This is a genomic window from Kitasatospora sp. NPDC059462 (genome assembly GCF_042749955.1).
GTDB lineage: Bacteria > Actinomycetota > Actinomycetes > Streptomycetales > Streptomycetaceae > Kitasatospora.
This window is the reverse complement of the sequence record NZ_JBHYUU010000157.1, coordinates 1-19,049: the sequence shown is the minus strand read 5'-3', so window position 1 is coordinate 19,049 and position 19,049 is coordinate 1. Positions and strand designations below refer to the sequence as shown.

The 19,049-nt window shown below is 76.3% G+C and carries 16 protein-coding genes; 15 read left to right on the top strand and 1 reads right to left on the bottom strand.

All coding sequences use genetic code 11. From position 1 onward, the window contains the following. Positions 1 to 157 precede the first annotated feature (157 nt). Genes ssd through ACFXAM_RS29860 form a run of 8 tightly spaced genes read left to right on the top strand, consistent with a single transcriptional unit; the run spans position 158 to position 5,852 of the window. Positions 158 to 1,282, top strand: coding sequence for a septum site-determining protein Ssd (gene ssd, locus ACFXAM_RS29895; RefSeq protein ID WP_380295925.1), 1,125 nt, complete (start codon positions 158 to 160; stop codon positions 1,280 to 1,282). Further along, entirely contained in the window at positions 1,282 to 2,622 is a 1,341-nt protein-coding gene (locus tag ACFXAM_RS29890) for a TadA family conjugal transfer-associated ATPase (RefSeq protein ID WP_380295924.1), read from the top strand. Before ssd ends, ACFXAM_RS29890 begins: the two co-directional genes overlap by 1 nt. Then, positions 2,619 to 2,786: a hypothetical protein gene (locus ACFXAM_RS29885; RefSeq protein ID WP_380295923.1), complete on the top strand. Its 168-nt coding sequence runs from the start codon at positions 2,619 to 2,621 to the stop codon at positions 2,784 to 2,786. The genes ACFXAM_RS29890 and ACFXAM_RS29885 overlap by 4 nt, the downstream gene beginning before the upstream one ends. After that, positions 2,776 to 3,888 carry a type II secretion system F family protein gene (locus ACFXAM_RS29880; RefSeq protein ID WP_380295922.1) on the top strand — a complete coding sequence of 371 codons (1,113 nt, stop codon included), beginning with the start codon at positions 2,776 to 2,778 and terminating at the stop codon, positions 3,886 to 3,888. The genes ACFXAM_RS29885 and ACFXAM_RS29880 overlap by 11 nt, the downstream gene beginning before the upstream one ends. Continuing rightward, complete coding sequence (locus ACFXAM_RS29875) at positions 3,885 to 4,679, top strand: type II secretion system F family protein (RefSeq protein WP_380295921.1); 795 nt, start codon at positions 3,885 to 3,887, stop codon at positions 4,677 to 4,679. Before ACFXAM_RS29880 ends, ACFXAM_RS29875 begins: the two co-directional genes overlap by 4 nt. 36 nt (positions 4,680 to 4,715) lie before the next feature. Next, entirely contained in the window at positions 4,716 to 4,970 is a 255-nt protein-coding gene (locus ACFXAM_RS29870) for a DUF4244 domain-containing protein (RefSeq protein ID WP_380295920.1), read from the top strand. After that, complete coding sequence (locus tag ACFXAM_RS29865) at positions 4,960 to 5,400, top strand: TadE family type IV pilus minor pilin (protein ID WP_380295919.1); 441 nt, start codon at positions 4,960 to 4,962, stop codon at positions 5,398 to 5,400. The genes ACFXAM_RS29870 and ACFXAM_RS29865 overlap by 11 nt, the downstream gene beginning before the upstream one ends. Continuing rightward, a complete protein-coding gene (locus ACFXAM_RS29860; RefSeq protein WP_380295918.1) occupies positions 5,388 to 5,852 on the top strand; it encodes an Rv3654c family TadE-like protein in 465 nt (154 codons plus the stop codon). The genes ACFXAM_RS29865 and ACFXAM_RS29860 overlap by 13 nt, the downstream gene beginning before the upstream one ends. Here ACFXAM_RS29860 and ACFXAM_RS29855 read toward each other — a convergent pair. Then, complete coding sequence (locus ACFXAM_RS29855) at positions 5,847 to 8,405, bottom strand: DEAD/DEAH box helicase (RefSeq protein WP_380295916.1); 2,559 nt, start codon at positions 8,403 to 8,405, stop codon at positions 5,847 to 5,849. The genes ACFXAM_RS29860 and ACFXAM_RS29855 overlap by 6 nt on opposite strands. 221 nt (positions 8,406 to 8,626) lie before the next feature. Between ACFXAM_RS29855 and bldG the strand changes: the two genes are divergently transcribed. The 7 genes from bldG to tmk all read left to right on the top strand — a co-directional run. Further along, the gene (bldG, locus tag ACFXAM_RS29850; protein WP_344342978.1) at positions 8,627 to 8,968 is read left to right on the top strand and encodes an anti-sigma factor antagonist BldG; all 342 of its coding nucleotides are present in this window, start codon (positions 8,627 to 8,629) and stop codon (positions 8,966 to 8,968) included. A gap of 180 nt (positions 8,969 to 9,148) precedes the next feature. Further along, entirely contained in the window at positions 9,149 to 9,568 is a 420-nt protein-coding gene (locus ACFXAM_RS29845) for an ATP-binding protein (RefSeq protein ID WP_380295914.1), read from the top strand. A gap of 123 nt (positions 9,569 to 9,691) precedes the next feature. Then, positions 9,692 to 10,405: a hypothetical protein gene (locus ACFXAM_RS29840; protein WP_380295912.1), complete on the top strand. Its 714-nt coding sequence runs from the start codon at positions 9,692 to 9,694 to the stop codon at positions 10,403 to 10,405. A gap of 170 nt (positions 10,406 to 10,575) precedes the next feature. Beyond that, complete coding sequence (locus ACFXAM_RS29835; protein ID WP_380295911.1) at positions 10,576 to 12,108, top strand: methyltransferase; 1,533 nt, start codon at positions 10,576 to 10,578, stop codon at positions 12,106 to 12,108. Positions 12,109 to 12,321: 213 nt separating this feature from the next. Further along, positions 12,322 to 12,795: a DUF3592 domain-containing protein gene (locus ACFXAM_RS29830; protein WP_380295909.1), complete on the top strand. Its 474-nt coding sequence runs from the start codon at positions 12,322 to 12,324 to the stop codon at positions 12,793 to 12,795. A 415-nt stretch (positions 12,796 to 13,210) separates the two neighbouring features. Beyond that, complete coding sequence (gene topA, locus ACFXAM_RS29825; RefSeq protein ID WP_380295908.1) at positions 13,211 to 16,105, top strand: type I DNA topoisomerase; 2,895 nt, start codon at positions 13,211 to 13,213, stop codon at positions 16,103 to 16,105. A 216-nt stretch (positions 16,106 to 16,321) separates the two neighbouring features. After that, the coding region (gene tmk, locus ACFXAM_RS29820) for a dTMP kinase (RefSeq protein WP_380295906.1) at positions 16,322 to 19,049 on the top strand (2,728 nt) is incomplete at its 3' end.

Sequence of the window (19,049 nt, the reverse complement as noted above, 5' to 3'; positions counted from 1 at the left end):
AACCCCCTTTGCTTGCTCCCTCTGTTCTGCGCCCGCGGGGCCCACTCACCCTAAACCCCCGCCCCGGTGGGGCGGCGGCGCCGGGCCGGGCCCGTCCGGGGGGCCGGGCCCCGGGGCGCCCGCCACGACCGGACACCAGGACGACAGGGGAGCCGCCATGACGAAGCCCGTCACCGACCACGCCACCGCCGGCGGGCCGGAACCCGCCGGGCCGCTCGTCCTCACCGGGGACGACGGCCTGGCCGAGCAGCTGCTGCGGATCTGCGCGGCGGCCGGCACCGAGCCGCGGCTGATCCGGGGCGCCCCGCCGTCGCGCGAGCTCTGGGAGGGCGCGTCGCTGGTCCTGGTCGGCGACGACCGGTCCGGGCAGTGCGCCGGGCTGCCGCGCAGACCCGGGGTGCTGCTGCTCGGGCTGGACCTCGACGACGCGGGCGTCTGGGTCAGGGCCGTCCAACTCGGCGCGGAGCACGTGCTGTTCCTGCCCGATGCCGAGGCCTGGCTGCTCGACCGCGTCGCCGACGCGGCCGAAGGGGTCGGCACCCCCGCACGCACCGTCGCCGTGCTCGGCGGGCGGGGCGGCGCGGGCGCGTCCACCCTGGCCTGCGCGCTCGCGGTCACCGCCGCGCGCCGGGGCCTGCGCACCGTGCTCGTCGACGGCGACCCGCTCGGCGGCGGGCTCGACATCCTGCTCGGCGGCGAGACGACCGCCGGCCTGCGCTGGCCGGACCTCGTCGGCTCCCGGGGCCGGGTGAGCGGCGCCGAACTGGCCCGGGCGCTGCCCGCGCTCAAGCGGCTCGGCACGCTGTCCTGCCTGTCCTGGGACCGCAGCGACACCCTCGCGGTGCCGCCCGAGGCCATGCGCAGCGTCCTGGCCGCCGCCCGGCGCCGGGGCGGGCTGGTGGTGGTCGACGTGCCCCGGCGGCTGGATCCGGCGGCGGGGCAGGCGCTGGAGCAGTCCGACACGGCGCTGCTGGTGGTGCCGGCCGAACTGCGCGCGGTGGCGGCCGCCGACCGGGTGGCCGCGTCCGTCCGGATGCGGCTCGACGACGTGCGGGCGGTGGTGCGGCCGCCGGGGCCCCTCGGGCTCCCCGCGCACCGGGTCGCCCGGGGGCTGCGGATGCAGCTCGCCGGGGTGCTGGAGCCGGAGCCCGGCCTGGCCGTCGACCTCGAACAGGGCGTGCCGCCCGGGATCCGGGAGGGCGGGCCGCTCGCCCGCTTCTGCGGCGCGTTCCTGGACGAGGTGCTGCCGCCGGTGCCGGCGGTCGAGGGAGGTGTCTCCTGATGGTGCGTCTGCGCAGGACCGCGGGCCCCGGGATCGGCCGCGGCGGCGACGGGCCGCGCGAGCGGCGGGCGCTGCGGAGCGTCCCGGGCCCCGGGGCCGCCCCGGCGGCCGGTCCCCGGACCGGACCGCCGCCCTACGGCCGGACGGCGCGGGAGGAGCGCGCCGCCGCGCTGGTCGACGCCGTCCGGCTGCGGCTGGCCGAGTCCGGGGCGCCGCCCACCGCCGGCTCGGTGGCGACCGCCCTGCGCGCCGCCAGGCCGCCGCTCGGCGGCGACGACGTCCTCGACACGGTGCGCTCGCTCTGCGCCGAACTGGTGGGTGCGGGCCCGCTGGAGCGGCTGCTGGCGGCGCCCGACGTCACGGACGTCCTGGTCAACGGCCCGGAGGAGATCTGGTTCGACCGGGGCGGTGGACTGCGCCGGGCCACCGGAGTCCGCTTCGCCGACCCGGAGGCGGTGCGCCGGCTGGCCCACCGCCTCGCCACGGCGGCCGGGCGGCGGCTCGACGACGCCCGGCCCTGGGTGGATGCCCGGCTGCCGGACGGCACGCGGTTGCACGCCGTCCTGCCGCCGATCGCGGCCGGGTGCACCCACATCTCGCTGCGGGTGTGCCGCCCCCGGCCGTTCAGCCTGGACGAGCTGGTGAGCGGCGGGGCGCTCCCGCCGCGCGGTGGCGAGCTGCTGGCCGCCGTCGTGCGGGCCCGGCTCTCGCTGCTGGTCAGCGGGGGTACCGGCACCGGGAAGACCACCCTGCTCGCGGCGTTGCTCGGCCTGGTCGGTCCGGAGGAGCGGATCGTCGTCGCCGAGGACTCCGCCGAGCTGCGGCCCGACCACCCGCACGTGGTGCGGCTGCAGGGGCGGCCGCCCAACCAGGAGGGGCTGGGCGAGCTCACCCTGCGGGACCTCGTCCGTCAGGCGCTGCGGATGCGTCCCGACCGGCTGGTGATCGGCGAGGTGCGCGGGCCCGAGGTGGCCGACCTGCTCGCCGCCCTCAACACCGGCCACGAGGGCGGCACCGGGACGGTCCACGCCAACACGGCGGCGGACGTGCCGGTCCGGCTGGAGGCGCTCGGCTCGCTGGCCGGGCTGGACCGCCCGGCCCTGCACAGCCAGCTCCGCGCCGCCCTCGACCTGGTGGTGCACCTGGTGCGGGACCAGGGCAGCGGGCGGCGGCGGGTCGCCGAGATCCACACCCTGGGCGGCGACCGGCACGGACTCGCCGTCACCACCCCGGCGGTGCGCTTCACGGCGGACGGCGCCACTGTTCCGGGGCCCGGGTGGGAGCGGCTGACCGGTCTGCTCGCCGCTCGTGGGGCGCCCGTCGAGGAGGGCGGGCCGTGACGGCGGGGCCGGCGGAGCTGCTGTTCGCCCTGCTGATGGGTGGCTGTGCGGCGGGCGCGCTGCTGCTGCTCCGGCCGGGCGCCGGACCGGGCGGCGGACCGGAGGGACGAGGGGAGCGGAGCGGTGAGGGCGATGGCGAGGGAGGTGGCGTCCATGGCGGGTGACGAGGTGGCCGTGGTGTGGGTGCTGGTGCTCTGTGGGGCCGCGGTGGCGGCGTGGTGCGGGGCGCAGCGGCAGTCGGCGGGCGTGCGCCGGGCCGGTGCGCTGCTGGCGGACGGCTCCGGTGTCCTGGCCGCCGGTGCCGCCGGTGCCGCCGGTTCCGCGGGTTCCGCCGGGGCCGAGGGTGGCGGCGCGGCGGCCGCGTGCGTGCGGTGGTCGGCCGGGCTCTGGCGGCCCGTCCGCGGCGCACCCGAACTGCTGCTCCTGCCCGGGGGCTTGGCGGCCGGCTGGGCGACGGGATCGCCCGTCCCGGTGCTGGCGGCCGTTCCCGCGGTCCTGCCGGTGCGGCGGTGGCGGCTGCGGCGCGCGACGGCCGTGGAGGCGGGGCACCGGGCGACGGCCGTGGTGGAGCTCTGCGCCGCGCTGGCGGGCGAGTTGCGCGGAGGGGCGACGCCCGAGCAGGCGCTGCACCTGGTGACCACGCGGCTCGCCGCCGATCCCGTGGCACTGCGCCGGATCGGTGCCGAACCGGTCGCCCGGCTCGCGGCGGGCCGGTACGGCGGGGACGTGCCCGCCGCGTTCCGGTTGCTCGCCGAACTCCCGGGCGGGAGCGGGGCGGCGGCGGTCGCCGCCTGCTGGGAGGTCTCCTGCGCCGGTGGCTCGGGACTGGCGGCCGGGTTGGACGGGGTGGCCGAGGCCCTGCGCGTGGAGCGGGCCCTGGAGGAGGAGATCGGTGCCGAGCTGGCGGCGCCGCGCACCACCGTCGCGGTCCTCGCGGCCCTTCCGCTCGCCGGACTGCTGCTGGGCGCGGCTCTCGGGGCGAGACCGCTGGAGGTGCTGCTCCACACGCCCGCCGGGCTCGCCGCCCTGGTGGCGGGCGCGGCCCTGGAGGCGGTGGGCCTGGCCTGGACCGGCCGCATCGTCCGGGCGGCTGCCGAAGGCCCCCTGGGTTCCGCCCCGGTGCGGGAACCGCTGCGGGAGCCGGTGGGGAGACCGGTGCGGGAGAGCCCGCCGCCCGCGGGGGAGTGGAGGTGCGGGATCAGCCGGGTCCGCAGCCGGCCCGGCCGGCCGGAGCGAGCGGTCCGAGGGGAGGTGGGGTGCGGATGAGCGGGCTGGCGGCGTCGGCCTCCCTGGGGGTGCTGCTGGCCGTGGTGGCCGGTGCTCCGGCCCGGCGTGGGTGGCGGGCGCGACGGCGGGCCGACGCCCTGCTGGGCACCGGGGACGCGCCCGGGCCGCGGAGGGCCGGACGGCGGACGGCGTCACGGGGGAGTCCCGTTCTCCCCGGCCGGGCCCGGCGGGCGGCGACCGCGGTGGCGGCCGGGCTCGGGGCGGCGGCCTTCGTCGGAGGACCGGGAGGTCTGGTGGCGGGCGGACTGCTCGCGCTCGGGCTGCACCGGTGGATGCCCCGGGCGCGCTCCCCGGCGGAGCGGCGGGCCGCGCTGGAGCAGGAGCGGCTGGTGCGGCAGCTGCCGTTCACCGCCGAGCTGTTGGCGGCCTGCCTCGGATCGGCGGCCTCGCCGGCCGAGGCCGTGGCGGCGGTCGGGGCGAGCGTGGACGCCCCGATGGGTCCGCGGCTGCTGTCGACCGCGGCCGAACTCGCCCTCGGATCACCGCCGGAGGTCTGCTGGCGGCGGCTCGGCGAGGAGCACCCGCCGTTGGCGCCGCTGGCCCGGTGCCTGGTCCGGACGAGCCTGAGCGGCGCCCCGGCGGCGGCAGCGCTCTCCGGGCTCGCGAGCGGCCGGCGGGCGGAAGCCGTCCGGATGGCGCACGTCCGGGTCCGCCGGGCCGGGGTGCTCGCGACCGCGCCGCTCGGGCTGTGCTTCCTCCCGGCGTTCGTCCTGGTCGGTGTCGCCCCGGTGGTCATGGGGCTCACCAGCCGCTTCTCGTCCGTGATGTGACGCACCACCGAACCGAATCGATGCAAGGAGGAACCCATGAACCTGGCGATCAGGAACGCGGCCGTTGCCGCTCCCGGGGCGACGCGGCGGATCCGGACGGTGGTCCGGACGGCGATCCGGCGAAGGAACCGGTCCCGGGGCGGCCGGGACGCGGGGATGACCACCGCCGAGTACGCGGTCGGCACGCTCGGCGCCTGCGCCCTGGGGGCCGCGCTGTACAAGGTGGCGACCAGCGCGGCCGTGCTGGAAGCGCTGGCCGGCGCCCTGGACCGGGCGCTCCATGCGACCTGACCGGCCGTCGAGGCTGCACCGGCGGCGGCAGCGACGTCGGCGCGGTGACGGGCGTGGTGACGGTGGGTTCGTCACCGCCGAGACCGCCGTCGCGCTGCCGGCGCTGGTGCTGCTGGGCGTGCTGCTGGTCTGGGCCGTGCTCGCGGCGGCCGCCCAGCTCCGTTGCGTCGACGCGGCGCGGGTGGGCGCCAGGGCGGCCGCGCGCGGCGAGCCGGATGCCGCCGGGGTGGCACGGGCGGCCGCCCCGGCCGGGGCGGCGGTCCTGGTCGACCTGGCGCCGGACACCGTCCGGGTCACCGTGGACGCGCCCTACGGGGCGCCTGGGCGGTTCGCGGAGGTGCTCGCGGTGCGGCTGAGCGCCAGCGCCGTCGCGGCCCGGGAGGACACCCTGCGGGGAGCGGAGGGAGGTGCGGATCCATGGACGGGTTGAGGGCGCGGGCGCGGCCGGCTCCGCGACGGGCCGACACCGGGTCGGCGACGGTCTGGCTGCTGGCCTTCGTGCTGCTCGGCTGCCTGGCCTGCACGGCTGCGCTCTCGGTGGGCGCGGTGGTCGGCGCCCGGCACCGGGCGGAGTCCGCCGCCGACCTGGCGGCGCTCGCGGCGGCCGACCGGCTGCTGCTGGACGCGGACGGCGGCTGTGGCCGGGCCGAGGCCGTGGCGGCCGCGCAGGCGGCCATCGTGGTCGCCTGCGCGGTGGACCGGGAGGAGGACGCCGTCGAGGTGGTGGCGCAGGTGCTCGTCACCGGGCTGCCGCCGCGCCTGCCGGTCGGTCCGGCCCTGGGGCGGGCCAGGGCCGGACCGGTCAGGGCGCCGGTGTCGCCGACCGACGAGGACGCTCGGGCCGCACTGGGCGGGCCCGGGCCGGTCGGGGGTGGCTCATGAAGCTCCCGGCGAGTCCCCGTCGGTGGGCGCCTCCCGCCTCCGCTCGGCCGCCCGGGCCACCGCGTCGGCGCCGTCGGCCGCCTCGGCTGCCGCTTGGGCCGCCTCCGTGGGGTCCGCCGTATGCGTCGGCACGGCGGCCGGACCGTCGTCTCCGGCCCGGTCGGATCGTTCGGACCGCTCCGACGGTGCGGACGGTGCGGACCGTCCGGCTGCTCCGTCCCGGCCGGTCCCCGCGGCGGCCGAGGGAGCACCGGCGAGCAGCACGTCCAGCAGCCGGACCGCCGCCGCCTTGTCCAGCGGGTCGTTGCCGTTGCCGCACTTGGGCGACTGCACGCAGGAGGGGCAGCCGCGCTCGCACTCGCAGACGGCGATCGCCTCCCGGGTGGCGGTCAGCCACTGCACGGCCCGCTGGAAGCCGCGTTCGGCGAAGCCGGCCCCGCCGGGGTGGCCGTCGTAGACGAACACGGTGGGCAGCCCGGTGTCGGGGTGCAGCGGCACAGAGACACCGCCGATGTCCCAGCGGTCGCAGGTGGCGAAGAGCGGGAGCAGGCCGATCGAGGCGTGTTCGGCGGCGTGGGCGGCACCGGGCAGCTGGTCGGGCGGGATGTCGGCGTCGAGCAGCTGGTCCTCGGTGACCGACCACCACACGGCCCGGGTGCGCAGGGTCCGGGGCGGCAGGTCGAGCTTGCTCTCGCCCATGATCTCGCCGGTGGAGATCCGCTTGCGGAGGTAGCCGACCACCTGGTTGACCACCTCCACCGAACCGAAACTGAGCCGGCCCTCGCCCCACTCGACGGTGGTGTCGGTGGAGAGCACGGAGACGGAGGTGATGTCCCTGGCGGCGGTGGTGTAGGGCGGGTCTGCGGGCTCGACCAGGGCGACCGAGCTGTCCAGGTCGAAGTCCCGGACGAGGTAGGTGCGGCCCCGGTGGAGGTGGACGGCCCCGGTGTGCACGGTGGTGTGGGCGGCGGAGGCGTCCACGGTGCCGAGCAGCCGGCCGGTCGGCGCCTCGACGATCTGCACCGGGCTGCCCCCGCTGCCCCGCAGGTCGACGGCGTCGGCGGCCCGTTCACGGCGGGTCCAGTACCAGGCGCCGCCGCGTCGGCGGAGCAGCCCGCGCCGCTCCAGCACCGGCAGCAGCGGCGCGGCCGAGGGCCCGAACAGGTTGAGGTCCGGATCGGTGAGCGGCAGCTCGGCGGCGGCCGCGCACAGGTGCGGGGCGAGCACGTGCGGGTTGTCCGGGTCGAGCACGGTGGCCTCGACCGGGGTGGCGAACAGGGCCTCCGGGTGGTGCACCAGGTAGGTGTCCAGCGGGTCGTCCCGGGCGATCAGCACGGCGAGCGCGCCCTGGGCCTCGCGCCCGGCCCGGCCGGCCTGCTGCCACAGCGAGGCCCGGGTGCCCGGGTAGCCGGCCATCAGGACGGCGTCCAGGCCGGAGATGTCGACGCCGAGTTCGAGGGCGGAGGTGGAGGCGAGGCCGAGCAGCCGGCCGGACTGCAGTTCGCGCTCCAGGGCCCGGCGCTCGTCGGCGAGGTAGCCGCCGCGGTAGGCGGCGACCCGGTCGGCGAGCGGGCGGGGGAGCTGGTCCTGGGTCTGCAACGCGACGAGCTCGGCGGCGCGCCGGGAACGGACGAAGACGACCGTGCGGGTCTCCCGTTCGACCAGGTCGGTCAGCAGGTGGGCGGCCTCGGCGGTGGCGGTGCGGCGGACGGGCGCGCCGTGTTCGCCGACGTTCTCGGTGAGCGGGGGCTCCCACAGCCCGAAGACCATCGGGCCGCGCGGGGAGGCGTCCTCGGAGACCGCCTCGGCGGGCAGGCCGGTGAGGCGCCGGGCGGTGACGGCGGGGTCGGCGGTGGTGGCGGAGGCGAGCAGGAAGACGGGCGAGGAGCCGTAGCGGGCGCAGATCCGCCGCAGCCGGCGCAGCACCTGGGCCACGTGGGAGCCGAAGACCCCGCGGTAGCCGTGGCACTCGTCGACCACGACGTAGCGCAGGGTCTTGAGGAAGGAGGACCAGCGGGCGTGCGCGGGCAGAATGCCGCGGTGCAGCATGTCCGGATTGGTGAGGACGTAGGACGCGTACTGGCGCACCCACTCGCGTTCCTCGGGCGGGGTGTCGCCGTCGTAGAGGGCGGCCCGGACGCGGGGCGGGGCGAGTTCCGCGGCCCGGCGGCGCTGATCGGCGGCGAGCGCCTTGGTCGGGGCGAGGTAGAGCGCGGTGGCACCCCGGCCGTTGGGCGCCTCGGTGCCGTCCAGCAGGTCGGAGAGCACCGGCCCCAGGTAGCCGAGGGACTTGCCCGAGGCGGTCCCTGTGGCGATCACCACAGATTGACCGGATTTGGCCAGGTTCATCGCCTCCGTCTGGTGGGCCCAGGGCTGCCGGACACCCATGGCCTGGGCGGATGCGATGATCTCGGGCCGGATCCAGTCGGGCCACGGTGCATAACGGGCGGGCCGGGCGGGAAGGTGCTCCGTATGGGTGAGCCGGTCCGACCGCCCTCGGGTGGTGGACAGGGTCGTGAGCAGTGCCTCGGGCAGGCTGTGACGCGGCGGCATGAGGACCCAGTGTGTCACCGGCGTGACGGAGAATCGTCCTAAGCCATCGTGCGGGCATGGTCGCAGGTGGTTGAATGTGGCCGTGACGGCCGTACGGCCGGGGGTCGCAGCGCTGAGGCTTGCCACGCACTGGCTGGTGTGCCCGGGGCTCGCGACCATGCGGTGACGGCCGTCCGGCCGAGGATCGCAATGACGTAGCAAGGCAAGGTGCTGGAGGTTCCGTGGACCTGTCCCTGTCGACCCGTACAGTCGGCGACCGCACGGTCGTCGAGGTTGGCGGCGAGATCGATGTGTACACCGCCCCCAAGCTGCGCGAGCAGCTGGTCGAGCTCGTCAACGACGGCAGCTACCACCTCGTCGTCGACATGGAGGGCGTGGACTTCCTGGACTCCACGGGCCTCGGCGTGCTGGTGGGCGGTCTGAAGCGGGTGCGTGCCCACGAGGGCTCGCTGCGCCTGGTGTGCAACCAGGAGCGCATTCTGAAGATCTTCCGGATCACGGGTCTGACCAAGGTCTTCCCGATCCACAACTCGGTGGACGACGCGGTCCAGGCGACCGACTGATCCGCAGGACGGACTGATCCGGCCGGGTCGGCCCAGGTGGCCGGCCCGCCCGATCGCTACGCGTCCGGGAGCCGGGGCCCCGTGCCCCGGCCCGTCCGGCCGCCCCAGGGCCGGCCGGTCGACACCAACCCGCAGGGGCCGTGAGCCCGGCCCCGGTCGGAGCACCCCGAGGGGGAAGAGATGGCAACCGTCGAACTTCGATTCAGCGCGCTCCCCGAGCACGTGCGAACGGCCCGGCTGGTGGCCGCGGCAGTCGCCAGACGGGCCGGGGTGGACGAGTCGGTGCTCGACGAGGTGCGGCTCGCCGTCGGCGAGGCGTGCTCCCGCGCGGTCGGCCTGCACCGGCGCGGGGACGTCAAGGGCGCGGTACGCGTCGCCCTGATCGACCAGCAGAAGCGTTTCCTCATCGAGGTCGAGGACGAGGCCGGTCTCGACACCGTCCCGAGCACCGGCACGGCGGACGGCGCGGAGCCGGACGAGGACGCCCTCGGCCTGGCGGTGCTCACCGGCCTGGTCGAGGACCTGGAGGTCACCGCCGGTGCCGGCGGCGGACTGATCCGGATGAGCTGGCCCGCCTCGGTGGACGCCCTCGCGCTCTGAGCGGCGGGACCCGGCGCGGCCAGTTCGCCGGGCGGCGGGAGGAGGCCAGGGCGGGAACCGGGAGTCGGACAGCGGCCGTGTAGGTTCGCAGTTCGACGACCGAAACCGAAAGGGCTTCTCCCGGTGAACAAGCGACTGCTGGCCGTACCCGTGCTCGGGGCGCTGCTCGCGTTCGGCGCCGTCGGCTGCGGCGACGACAACAGCAAGCAGCTGGAGTCCTGGGCGGCGAACGTGTGCGGCGCGGCCAAGGACCCGATCGCCCAGGCGCAGACCGCGCTGGCGGACACCGCGGAGGTGAAGGCCGGCGAGGCCCCGGCCGACCTCCAGAAGCGCCTCTCGGCGGACATCGGCCGGCTGGCCAAGACCAACCAGGACATCGCCGCGGCCATCGACGGGGCCGGCGCCCCCAAGGTGGACGACGGCGCGACCCTGCAGAAGGACACCGTCGCCGAGCTCAACAAGGCGGCCGACGGCTACCTCGACATCCAGAAGAAGCTGGACGCGCTCGCCAACGACGACCAGTCGAAGTTCGCCGACGGGCTGCGCAGCGTGGGCGACCAGATCCGCCAGCTGTCCGCGCTCTCCACCCAGGCCCAGGGCAAGCTGCAGCGCGGCGACCTCGGCGCGGCGATGGCCAAGCAGGAGGGGTGCAAGCCGGGGTCGGCGGCCGCCGCTCCGACGGCCGGCTCGACGGGCACGCCGGCGGCCACCCCGACGGACGCGGCCTCCGGCGCGCCCACGGACGCCCCCTCGGGCGCTCCCGCGGAGACCCCCGCAGCGGGCGCCACCGACGGCGCGAGCCCGGCGGCGGGCGCCCCCGCCCCCTCGGCGAGCTGACCGGCCGGACCCCACCGGACACCCGCACCCGCACCCGCATCCGCGCGTCGAGCACGTCGGACAGAAGCGCACCCGCACCCCTCGGCCGCCGGCCGAGGGGGTCGTCGGCGTGCGGACGGGGAGGTAGGGGAACGTCGGGCACGGGGCACCGCGCGGGGGACAATGGCGGGGTGATCAGTAGCCCCGCTCTCGACCCGACCCGCCTCGCCAAACTGCGCGAGGCGCTGCTCGCCGCCTCGTACACCGCCGACGGCTGTCTGGACCTGCTCGGGCCCACCGGGTACGCGGCGCTGGCCCGCAGCGAGGCGGTGCCCGCGCTGCGCGCGACCCGCGGCGGCAGCCCGCTGGAGACGCTGGTGCGGCTCTTCCTGCTGCAGCAGCCCGTGCCGTACAAGGCGGCCGCCGCCGCGCTGCCGGTGGAGGACTGCCTGGCCGACGGCTGGCTGCGCCCCGACGGCGAACTGGTGCGCGCCACCGTGGACATCCGCCCCTACGCCAACGAGGTCGCCGGGCTGCCGGGTTCGGACGCCTGGGTGGTCTCCGACCTGGGCTGCGCGGTCGGCGGCGCGGGCGGGATCGGCTCCGGCGAGACCGCGCACGGCGTGGACCGCAAGGACCTGGTGCTCGGGGTGGGCGGCGCGTCCACCACGCTGGCCAACATCACGGTGCGCCGGCCGGTCCGCTCGGTGCTGGACCTCGGCTCCGGCTCCGGGGTGCAGGCGCTGCACGCCGCCCGGCACGCCCAGCGGGTGACCGCCACCGACCTCAACGCGCGGGCGCTGCGCTTCACCGAGCTGACCCTCGCGCTGTCCGGTTTCGACAACACGGAGACCGCCACCGGCAGCCTCTTCGAGCCGGTGGGGGAGCGGCGGTTCGACCTGATCGTCTCCAACCCGCCGTTCGTGATCTCCCCGGCCGGCCGGTTCACCTACCGCGACGGCGGGATGGCCGGTGACGACCTCTGCCGCAGCCTGGTCCGCTCGGCCGCCGCGCACCTGGAGCCGGGCGGCTACTGCCAGCTGCTGGCCAACTGGCAGCACGTCAGGGGCGAGGACTGGCACGACCGGCTGGCCGGCTGGGTGGCCGGCACCGGGCTGGACGCCTGGATCGTCCAGCGCGAGGTGCAGGACGTGGCCCAGTACGCGGAGCTCTGGCTGCGCGACGGCGGTGACCACCGCGGCCCCGGCGGCGACTACCGGGCGCGCTACGGCGAGTGGCTGGACGCCTTCGAGGCCGGCCGGGTCGAGGGCATCGGCTTCGGCTGGATCACCCTGCGGGCGGGCGGCGCCGAGCGGCCGACCGTCCGGGTGGAGGAGTGGCCGCACCCGGTGGAGCAGCCGCTCGGCCCGCACATCGAGGAGTGGTTCGACCGGCAGGACTTCCTGCGCACCCACGACGACGCGGGTCTGCTGGCGGCGCGGTACGTGCTGGCCGACGAGGTGGTCCAGGAGCAGGTGGGCGCGCCGGGGGCGGAGGACCCGGAGCACGTGATCCTGCGGCACAACCGCGGTATGCGCCGGGCCACCAAGGTGGACACGGTGGGCGCGGGCTTCGTCGGGGTCTGCGACGGGACGCTGTCGGCGGGCGAGATCGTCGACGCGATCGCCCAGCTGCTCGGCGAGGACCGGGTCGTGCTGCGGGACCGGACGCCGGAGTCGCTGCGGCTGCTCACCGAGCAGGGGTTCATCCGCCCGGTGGCCTGAGCCCCGACGGTCCAGGATCCGGCGAGCCCCGACGGTCCGGGACCCGACGGCCCGGGAGCCCGATGGCCCGACGGTCCGGAAGGAGACGCCCCGGTCCGGTTCACCTTCCGGCTTCCCCCGGTTCGTCGGCCGTTCGCCGAACCTCTGCCCCTCGTTGGCCCCGGGCTGTGAAGCTCTGTCCACAGGCTGTGGACAGAGCTGGGGGCGGCTGGGGTGGACACGACGACGGCGACGGCGGGGGGCGCGGTACTCGCCCTCTTCGGCGGCGCACTTCTGCTCTGGTGCGCCGCCGAAGTGCGCCTGCGCCACCGAGTGCGCCGCCGAGGCCGGCCGGCCGTCGCGACCGTGGTCGCGGAGTCCGACGCGCACGGCGAGCTCGACAGCGCGCCCCTGCTCTCCTTCGCCACCGAGCACACGGCCGTCGGAGCGCCCGGAGCCGGGGCCCTGGCCGTGGAGGCGTGCGAGCTCGTGCTGACCCGTCCGCGCGGTCACACCCCGCTGCGCCGTCCGCCCCGGCTCGTGCCGGGCACCTCCGTCCGGATCGCCTACGACCCCCGCCGCCCCGGCCTCGCGGTGCTCGCGCCGGAGGAGTCCGGTCCGCGGACCGTGGTCGCCGACCTGCTGTGGACGGCGCTCGGCCTCGGCTGCCTGGCCGCCGGGGCACTCCTGCTGCTCGTCGCCCGGTAGCCGCCCCGCCCGCCCCGCACCACCCCCGCACCGCCCCCGCACTGCCCCCGCACCGCCCCCGCACTGCCCCCGCACCACCTCCGCGCCGATCCGCCCCCGCCCCGGCCGGATCCGGGACCCGATATTCCGTTGACAGATTTTGAAATCCGTCATTCCATCCTTCGAAACCCGCCGAAGCCCCCTCCGCAGGGCGCGATCCGTCGCCGTCGGGTTACCGTTCGAGTGGCGTCGGTCGGCCTTGCCGGTGAAATCGCGGGATCCGTCCGTTTGACAAGGGTGGCCGGGGTACGGTCACACTCCGCTGGTGGGGTCGTCGTACAGCGGCAGCCCCGGGACGGTGGAGGGGTCGGGCGGAGCGCAGCCCGTGCTGCCAGCGCCGACCAGCTCACGTAACGACCGGGAGAGAAGAGCGAAGGTGTCCCCGAGCAGCGAGACCGCGCACGGACAGCGACTCGTCATTGTCGAGTCGCCGGCCAAGGCGAAGACGATCAAGGGCTACCTGGGCCCCGGCTACATCGTCGAGGCGAGCGTCGGGCACATTCGCGACCTGCCGAGCACGGCCGCCGAGGTCCCGGACAAGTACACCGGCGAGGTGCGCCGCCTCGGGGTGGACGTGGACCACGACTTCGCTCCGATCTACGTGGTCAACGCGGACAAGAAGTCGCAGGTCAGCAAGTTGAAGTCGCTGCTGGCGGAGTCCGACGAGCTCTTCCTCGCCACCGATGAGGACCGCGAGGGCGAGGCCATCGCGTGGCACCTCCAGCAGGTGCTCAAGCCCAAGGTGCCGGTGCACCGCATGGTGTTCCACGAGATCACCAAGTCCGCCATCCAGGAGGCGGTGGCCAACCCGCGCCAGCTGAACCAGCGTCTGGTCGACGCCCAGGAGACCCGCCGCATCCTCGACCGCCTCTACGGCTTCGAGGTCTCGCCGGTGCTCTGGAAGAAGGTCATGCCGAAGCTGTCGGCCGGCCGCGTCCAGTCGGTCGCGACCCGCCTGGTGGTCGAGCGCGAGCGCGAGCGGATGGCGTTCCGCTCGGCCTCGTACTGGGACCTGGTCGGCACCTTCGGCACCGGCCGCACCCCGGCCGACGCGGCCAACCCGGAGAGCTTCGGCGCCCGGCTGATCGCCGTCGACGGCAAGCGGATCGCCAGCGGCCGCGACTTCGGCCAGGACGGCCGGCTCAAGGCGGGCAGCGTCAACACCCTGCACCTGGACGAGCAGGCCGCCCGCGCGCTGGCCGCCGCCCTGGAGCAGACCTCGTTCGCGGTGCGCGCCGTCGAGTCCAAGCCCTACCGCCGCTCGCCGTACGCGCCGTTCCGCACCACCACCCTCCAGCAGGAGGCCAGCCGCAAGCTGGGCTTCGGCGCCAAGCGGACCATGCAGGTGGCCCAGAAGCTGTACGAGAACGGCTTCATCACCTATATGCGCACCGACTCCACCACGCTGTCGGACACCGCCGTGTCCGCCGCCCGCGCCCAGGTCACCCAGCTGTACGGCGCCGACTACCTGCCGGACGCGCCACGCACCTACGCCTCCAAGGTGAAGAACGCGCAGGAGGCGCACGAGGCGGTCCGCCCGTCCGGCGACCGCTTCCGCACCCCCGCCGAGACCGGCCTGAGCGGTGACGACTTCAAGCTCTACGAGCTGATCTGGATGCGCACCGTCGCCTCCCAGATGAAGGACGCGGTCGGCCAGTCGGTCACCGTCAAGGTGGGCGGCCGGGCCGCCGACGGCCGGGACGTCGAGTTCTCCGCCTCCGGCAAGATCATCACCTTCCACGGCTTCCTCAAGGCCTACGTCGAGGGCGCCGACGACCCGAACGCCGAGCTGGACGACCGCGAGCGCCGGCTGCCGCAGGTCACCGAGGGCGACCCGCTGGCCGCCGAGCAGCTCACCCCCGAGGGCCACGCCACCAAGCCGCCGGCCCGCTACACCGAGGCCTCGCTGGTCAAGGAGCTGGAGGACCGGGAGATCGGCCGCCCCTCCACCTACGCCTCGATCATCGACACCATCATCGGCCGCCGGTACGTCTTCAAGAAGGGGACGGCGCTGGTGCCGTCGTTCCTCTCCTTCGCCGTGGTCAACCTGCTGGAGAAGCACTTCGGCCGGCTGGTCGACTACGACTTCACCGCGAAGATGGAGGACGACCTCGACCGGATCGCGGCCGGCGAGGCGCAGTCCGTGCCGTGGCTGAAGCGCTTCTACTTCGGCGAGGGCGAGGGTGCGGCCGCGGGCGGCGCCGCCGAGGCCGGCAACGGCGACGGCGACCACCTGGGCGGCCTGAAGGAACTGGTCACCGACCTCGGCGCGATCGACGCCCGGGAGATCAGCTCGTTCCGGGTCAGCGACGACATCACCCTGCGGGTCGGCCGCTACGGCCCGTACGTGGAGCGCGCCTCCGAGGTCGAGGGCGAGCCCGGCCAGCGCGCCGACATCCCGGACGAGCTGCCGCCGGACGAGCTGACCGTCGAGCTGGCCGAGGAGCTGCTGGCCCGCCCCAGCGGCGACTACGAGCTCGGCGCGGACCCGGTCAGCGGCAACATGCTCGTCGCCAAGGACGGCCGCTACGGCCCGTACGTCACCGAGATCCTGCCCGAGGGCACGCCCAAGACCGGCAAGAACGCGGTCAAGCCGCGCACCGCCTCCCTCTTCAAGACGATGTCGCTGGACACCGTCACGCTGGAGGACGCGCTGAAGCTGCTCTCGCTGCCGCGCGTGGTCGGCGTCGACCCGGAGGGCGTGGAGATCACCGCGCAGAACGGCCGCTACGGCCCGTACCTCAAGCGCGGCACCGACTCCCGTTCGCTCACCGGTGAGGACCAGCTGTTCACGGTCACGCTGGAGGAGGCGCTGGCGATCTACGCCCAGCCCAAGCAGCGCGGCCGGGCCGCCGCCGCGCCGCCGCTCAAGGAACTGGGCACCGACCCGGTCAGCGAGCGTCCGGTGGTGGTCAAGGACGGCCGGTTCGGGCCGTACGTGACCGACGGCGAGACCAATGCCACGCTCCGCAAGGACGACGCGGTCGAGACGATCACCCCCGAGCGCGGCTACGAACTGCTCGCCGAGAAGCGGGCGCGCGGGCCGGTGAAGAAGACGGCGAAGAAGGCTCCCGCCAAGAAGGCCGCGGCCAAGAAGACCACGGCCAAGACCGCCGCCAAGAAGACCACCACGGCGGCCAAGACGGCGGCGAAGAAGACCACCACCACGAAGAAGGCGGCCACCAAGACGGCGGCGGCCAAGAAGACCACGGCCAAGGCCGCCGCGAGCAAGACCGCGGCGAGCGGGACCACCGCCACCGACGAGGGCTGACCCCCGGTCGGTCGCACCCGGGCGGCCCCGGACCGTTCCCCCGGCGCGGGCCCGGCGGGCCCGGACCGTTCCCCAGGCGCGGCTCCGGCGGCCCCGGACCGTTCCCCCGGGACCGGCGTGACAGGGTCGTGCGCGGATCGTCACAACACGGTGGCGAGGTCCTTCCGGAGCCGCGCTCCCCTCTTTTGCGCGATGCCCGACCGCTACGCTGACCGTATGACGAGCGAGGAGCAGCCCACCCCCAGCGCCGCGGCGGCCGCCGGTACCGGCACGCCCGACCGGCCGGAGACCGCGCCCGCCGGAACCGCCGGCGAGCGGATCCGGGCGCTGCTGCGGCTGCGCCCCTTCCGGCGGCTGTGGATCACCCAGCTGATCGGCGGCACCGCCGACCGGCTCGGCCTGCTGGTGCTGCTCATGCTCACCGTGGTCGCCGCCGTGCTCGGCCGCTCCTTCGGCGACCTGCCGCGCAGCCTCGCCTTCGCGGTCGCCGCCGTCCTCGCCACCCGGCTGGCCGCCACCGGACTGGTCGGCGCCGCCCTGCTCGGCCCGGTGCACGGGCTGCTCGACGGGAAGCTCGACCGGCGCTGGACCCTGTTCGGGGCCGACGCGATGCGCGCCGTGCTGATCGGCGTCGCCCCCTGGTGGGTCGTCTGGCTGGGGTCCGGTCAGGAGCCCTCCGGCGCCGCGACCTGGCTCCTGCTCGCCACCGTCTTCCTGACCGGCGCGGCCGAGCGGGTCTGGGCGATCGCCAGGGCCGCCGCCGTCCCGGGGCTGCTGCCGCCCGCCGACGCGTACGCCCCGGTGGCCGAGCGGCGCCCGTCCGCCGCCAACCTGGACACCGTCCGCACCCTCGACCACCGCACCGGCTGGGCCACCGTGCCGCTCGGCGCCGCCGCGCTGGTCGCGCTGACGCTGCTCAACAACGTCTTCGCCGCTCTCGGCTCGGACTGGCTGCGCGCCCACCAGACCACCTTCGCCGCCCTCGGCGCGGCCGCCCTGTTCGCCGTCTCGGCCGCCCGGGTCCACCTCCAGGAGCTGCCCGGCGGCCCGGCCCGGGTGCGGCCGGTCCCGCCGCTGCGGGGCCTGCGCGCCCCGACCGACGCGTCCCCCGGCCCCGCCCTCGCCAAGGGCCGCACCGGCTCCGCCCCGTACTTCACCTTCGCGGTCTCCGCCGGGTACGCCACGATGGCCGGGGTCGCCGCGCTGTCCCTGCTGACCGCCGTCGAGCACGGCGCCGGGCCGATCGGCTACGGCCTGCTGGCGCTGGCCGCCGCCGGCGTCCCCGCGCTCGGCATCCGGCTCACCCGGGGCGTCCTGCCCGCGCTCTCCCGCCGCCGGCTGCTCGCGCTCGCCCTGATCACCGAGGGCGTCGCGCTGATCCTGGCCGGCCTGGTGGCGGACTTCGTGCTCGTCCTGCTGCTCACCGTGCTGGCCGCGCTGGCCGCCGGAGTGGTGATCTCCACCGGCCGCACCCTGCTCGCCCAGGAGGTCGAGGAGGTCCGGCTGCCGCAGGTCACCGAGCACCTGTACGCGGTGCTGCGGGTCGTCGTCGGCGCCGCGCTGGTCGGCGTCCCGCTGATCGCCGCCGCCTACGGGGACGTCGAGTACGGCACGGTCGAGCCCGGCGCGTTCACCTTCATCCACGGCGGCGCGGCCCTCGCGGTCGCCACCGCCGGACTGCTCACCCTGGTGCTGGCCGCCGTCGTGCTGCTGCGCACCGACGACCGGCGCGGCACCGTCCCGTTCGGCCGCGACCTGGCCGACGCGGTGCGCGGCGCCACCGGCCCGGCCCCGCACCGGGCGGGCACCGGGTTCTTCATCGCCCTGGAGGGCGGCGACGGCGCCGGCAAGTCCACCCAGGCGCAGGCGCTCGCCGAGTGGATCCGCGGCAAGGGCCACGAGGTGGTGCTCACCCGCGAGCCCGGCGGCAGCCCGGTCGGCCAGCGGCTGCGCGGGCTGGTCCTGGACGTCGGCAACACCGGCCTGTCGCACCGCGCCGAGGCCCTCATCTACGCGGCCGACCGGGCCGAGCACGTCGAGAACGTGATCCGCCCGGCGCTGGCCCGCGGCGCGGTGGTCATCACCGACCGGTACATGGACTCGTCCATCGCCTACCAGGGCGCCGGCCGCGACCTGGCCGCCACCGAGGTCGCCCGGATCTCGCGCTGGGCGACCGGCGGGCTGCTGCCCGACCTGACCGTCGTCCTGGACGTCGACCCGACCCGGGCCCGGGAGCGCTTCACCGAGGCGCTGGACCGGCTGGAGTCCGAGCCGACCGAGTTCCACCAGCGGGTCCGCTCCGGCTTCCTGGCGCTCGCCGCCGCCGACCCGGCGCGCTACCTCGTCGTCGACGGCAGCCAGGCCCCCGGCGTCGTCACCACCTCGATCCGCCACCGGCTCGACCGCGAGCTGCCGCTCTCCGAGCAGGAGAAGGCCGCCCGCGCCGAGCAGGAGCGCAAGGCGGCCGAGGAGGCGCGTCGCCGGGCCGAGGAGGAGGCCCGCAAGCGCGCCGAGGAGGAGGCCGCCGAGCGCAAGCGCCAGGAGGTGCTGGCGCAGCTGCGGGCCGAGCAGGCGGAGAAGGAGCGGCTGGCCAAGGAGGAGGCCGAGCGGGCCGCCGCCGAGGCCGCGCGCAAGGCGGCCGAGGAGGCCCGGAAGAAGGCCGAGGAGGAGGCCCGCCGCCGGGCGGAGGAGGAAGCCGCGCGGCGCGCCGAGGAGGAGGCGCGCAAGGCGGCCGAGGAGGCCGAGCGCAAGCGGCTCGCCGAGGAGGCGGCCGCCCGGGCGGAGCTCCAGCGGCAGCGCGAGCTGGCGCGCGAGGAGCAGCGGCGCCGGGCGGAGGAGGCGCTGCAGCGGGCCGAGGAGGCCCGGCTGGCGCAGGCCGCCGCGCTGGCGGCGGCTGCGGCGGCGGCCGCCGAGGCGGCGGAGCGCGCGGGTGCCGGGGCCGGGG

What these genes read in the sequence shown, in the direction of transcription:
- ssd (WP_380295925.1), top strand. Translation starts at nt 158, where the DNA reads ATGACGAAGCCCGTCACCGACCACGCCACCGCCGGCGGGCCGGAACCC.
- ACFXAM_RS29890 (WP_380295924.1), top strand. Translation starts at nt 1,282, where the DNA reads ATGGTGCGTCTGCGCAGGACCGCGGGCCCCGGGATCGGCCGCGGCGGC.
- ACFXAM_RS29880 (WP_380295922.1), top strand. Translation starts at nt 2,776, where the DNA reads ATGGCGGGTGACGAGGTGGCCGTGGTGTGGGTGCTGGTGCTCTGTGGG.
- ACFXAM_RS29875 (WP_380295921.1), top strand. Translation starts at nt 3,885, where the DNA reads ATGAGCGGGCTGGCGGCGTCGGCCTCCCTGGGGGTGCTGCTGGCCGTG.
- ACFXAM_RS29870 (WP_380295920.1), top strand. Translation starts at nt 4,716, where the DNA reads ATGAACCTGGCGATCAGGAACGCGGCCGTTGCCGCTCCCGGGGCGACG.
- ACFXAM_RS29865 (WP_380295919.1), top strand. Translation starts at nt 4,960, where the DNA reads ATGCGACCTGACCGGCCGTCGAGGCTGCACCGGCGGCGGCAGCGACGT.
- ACFXAM_RS29860 (WP_380295918.1), top strand. Translation starts at nt 5,388, where the DNA reads ATGGACGGGTTGAGGGCGCGGGCGCGGCCGGCTCCGCGACGGGCCGAC.
- ACFXAM_RS29855 (WP_380295916.1), bottom strand. Translation starts at nt 8,405, where the DNA reads ATGCCGCCGCGTCACAGCCTGCCCGAGGCACTGCTCACGACCCTGTCC.
- ACFXAM_RS29845 (WP_380295914.1), top strand. Translation starts at nt 9,149, where the DNA reads ATGGCAACCGTCGAACTTCGATTCAGCGCGCTCCCCGAGCACGTGCGA.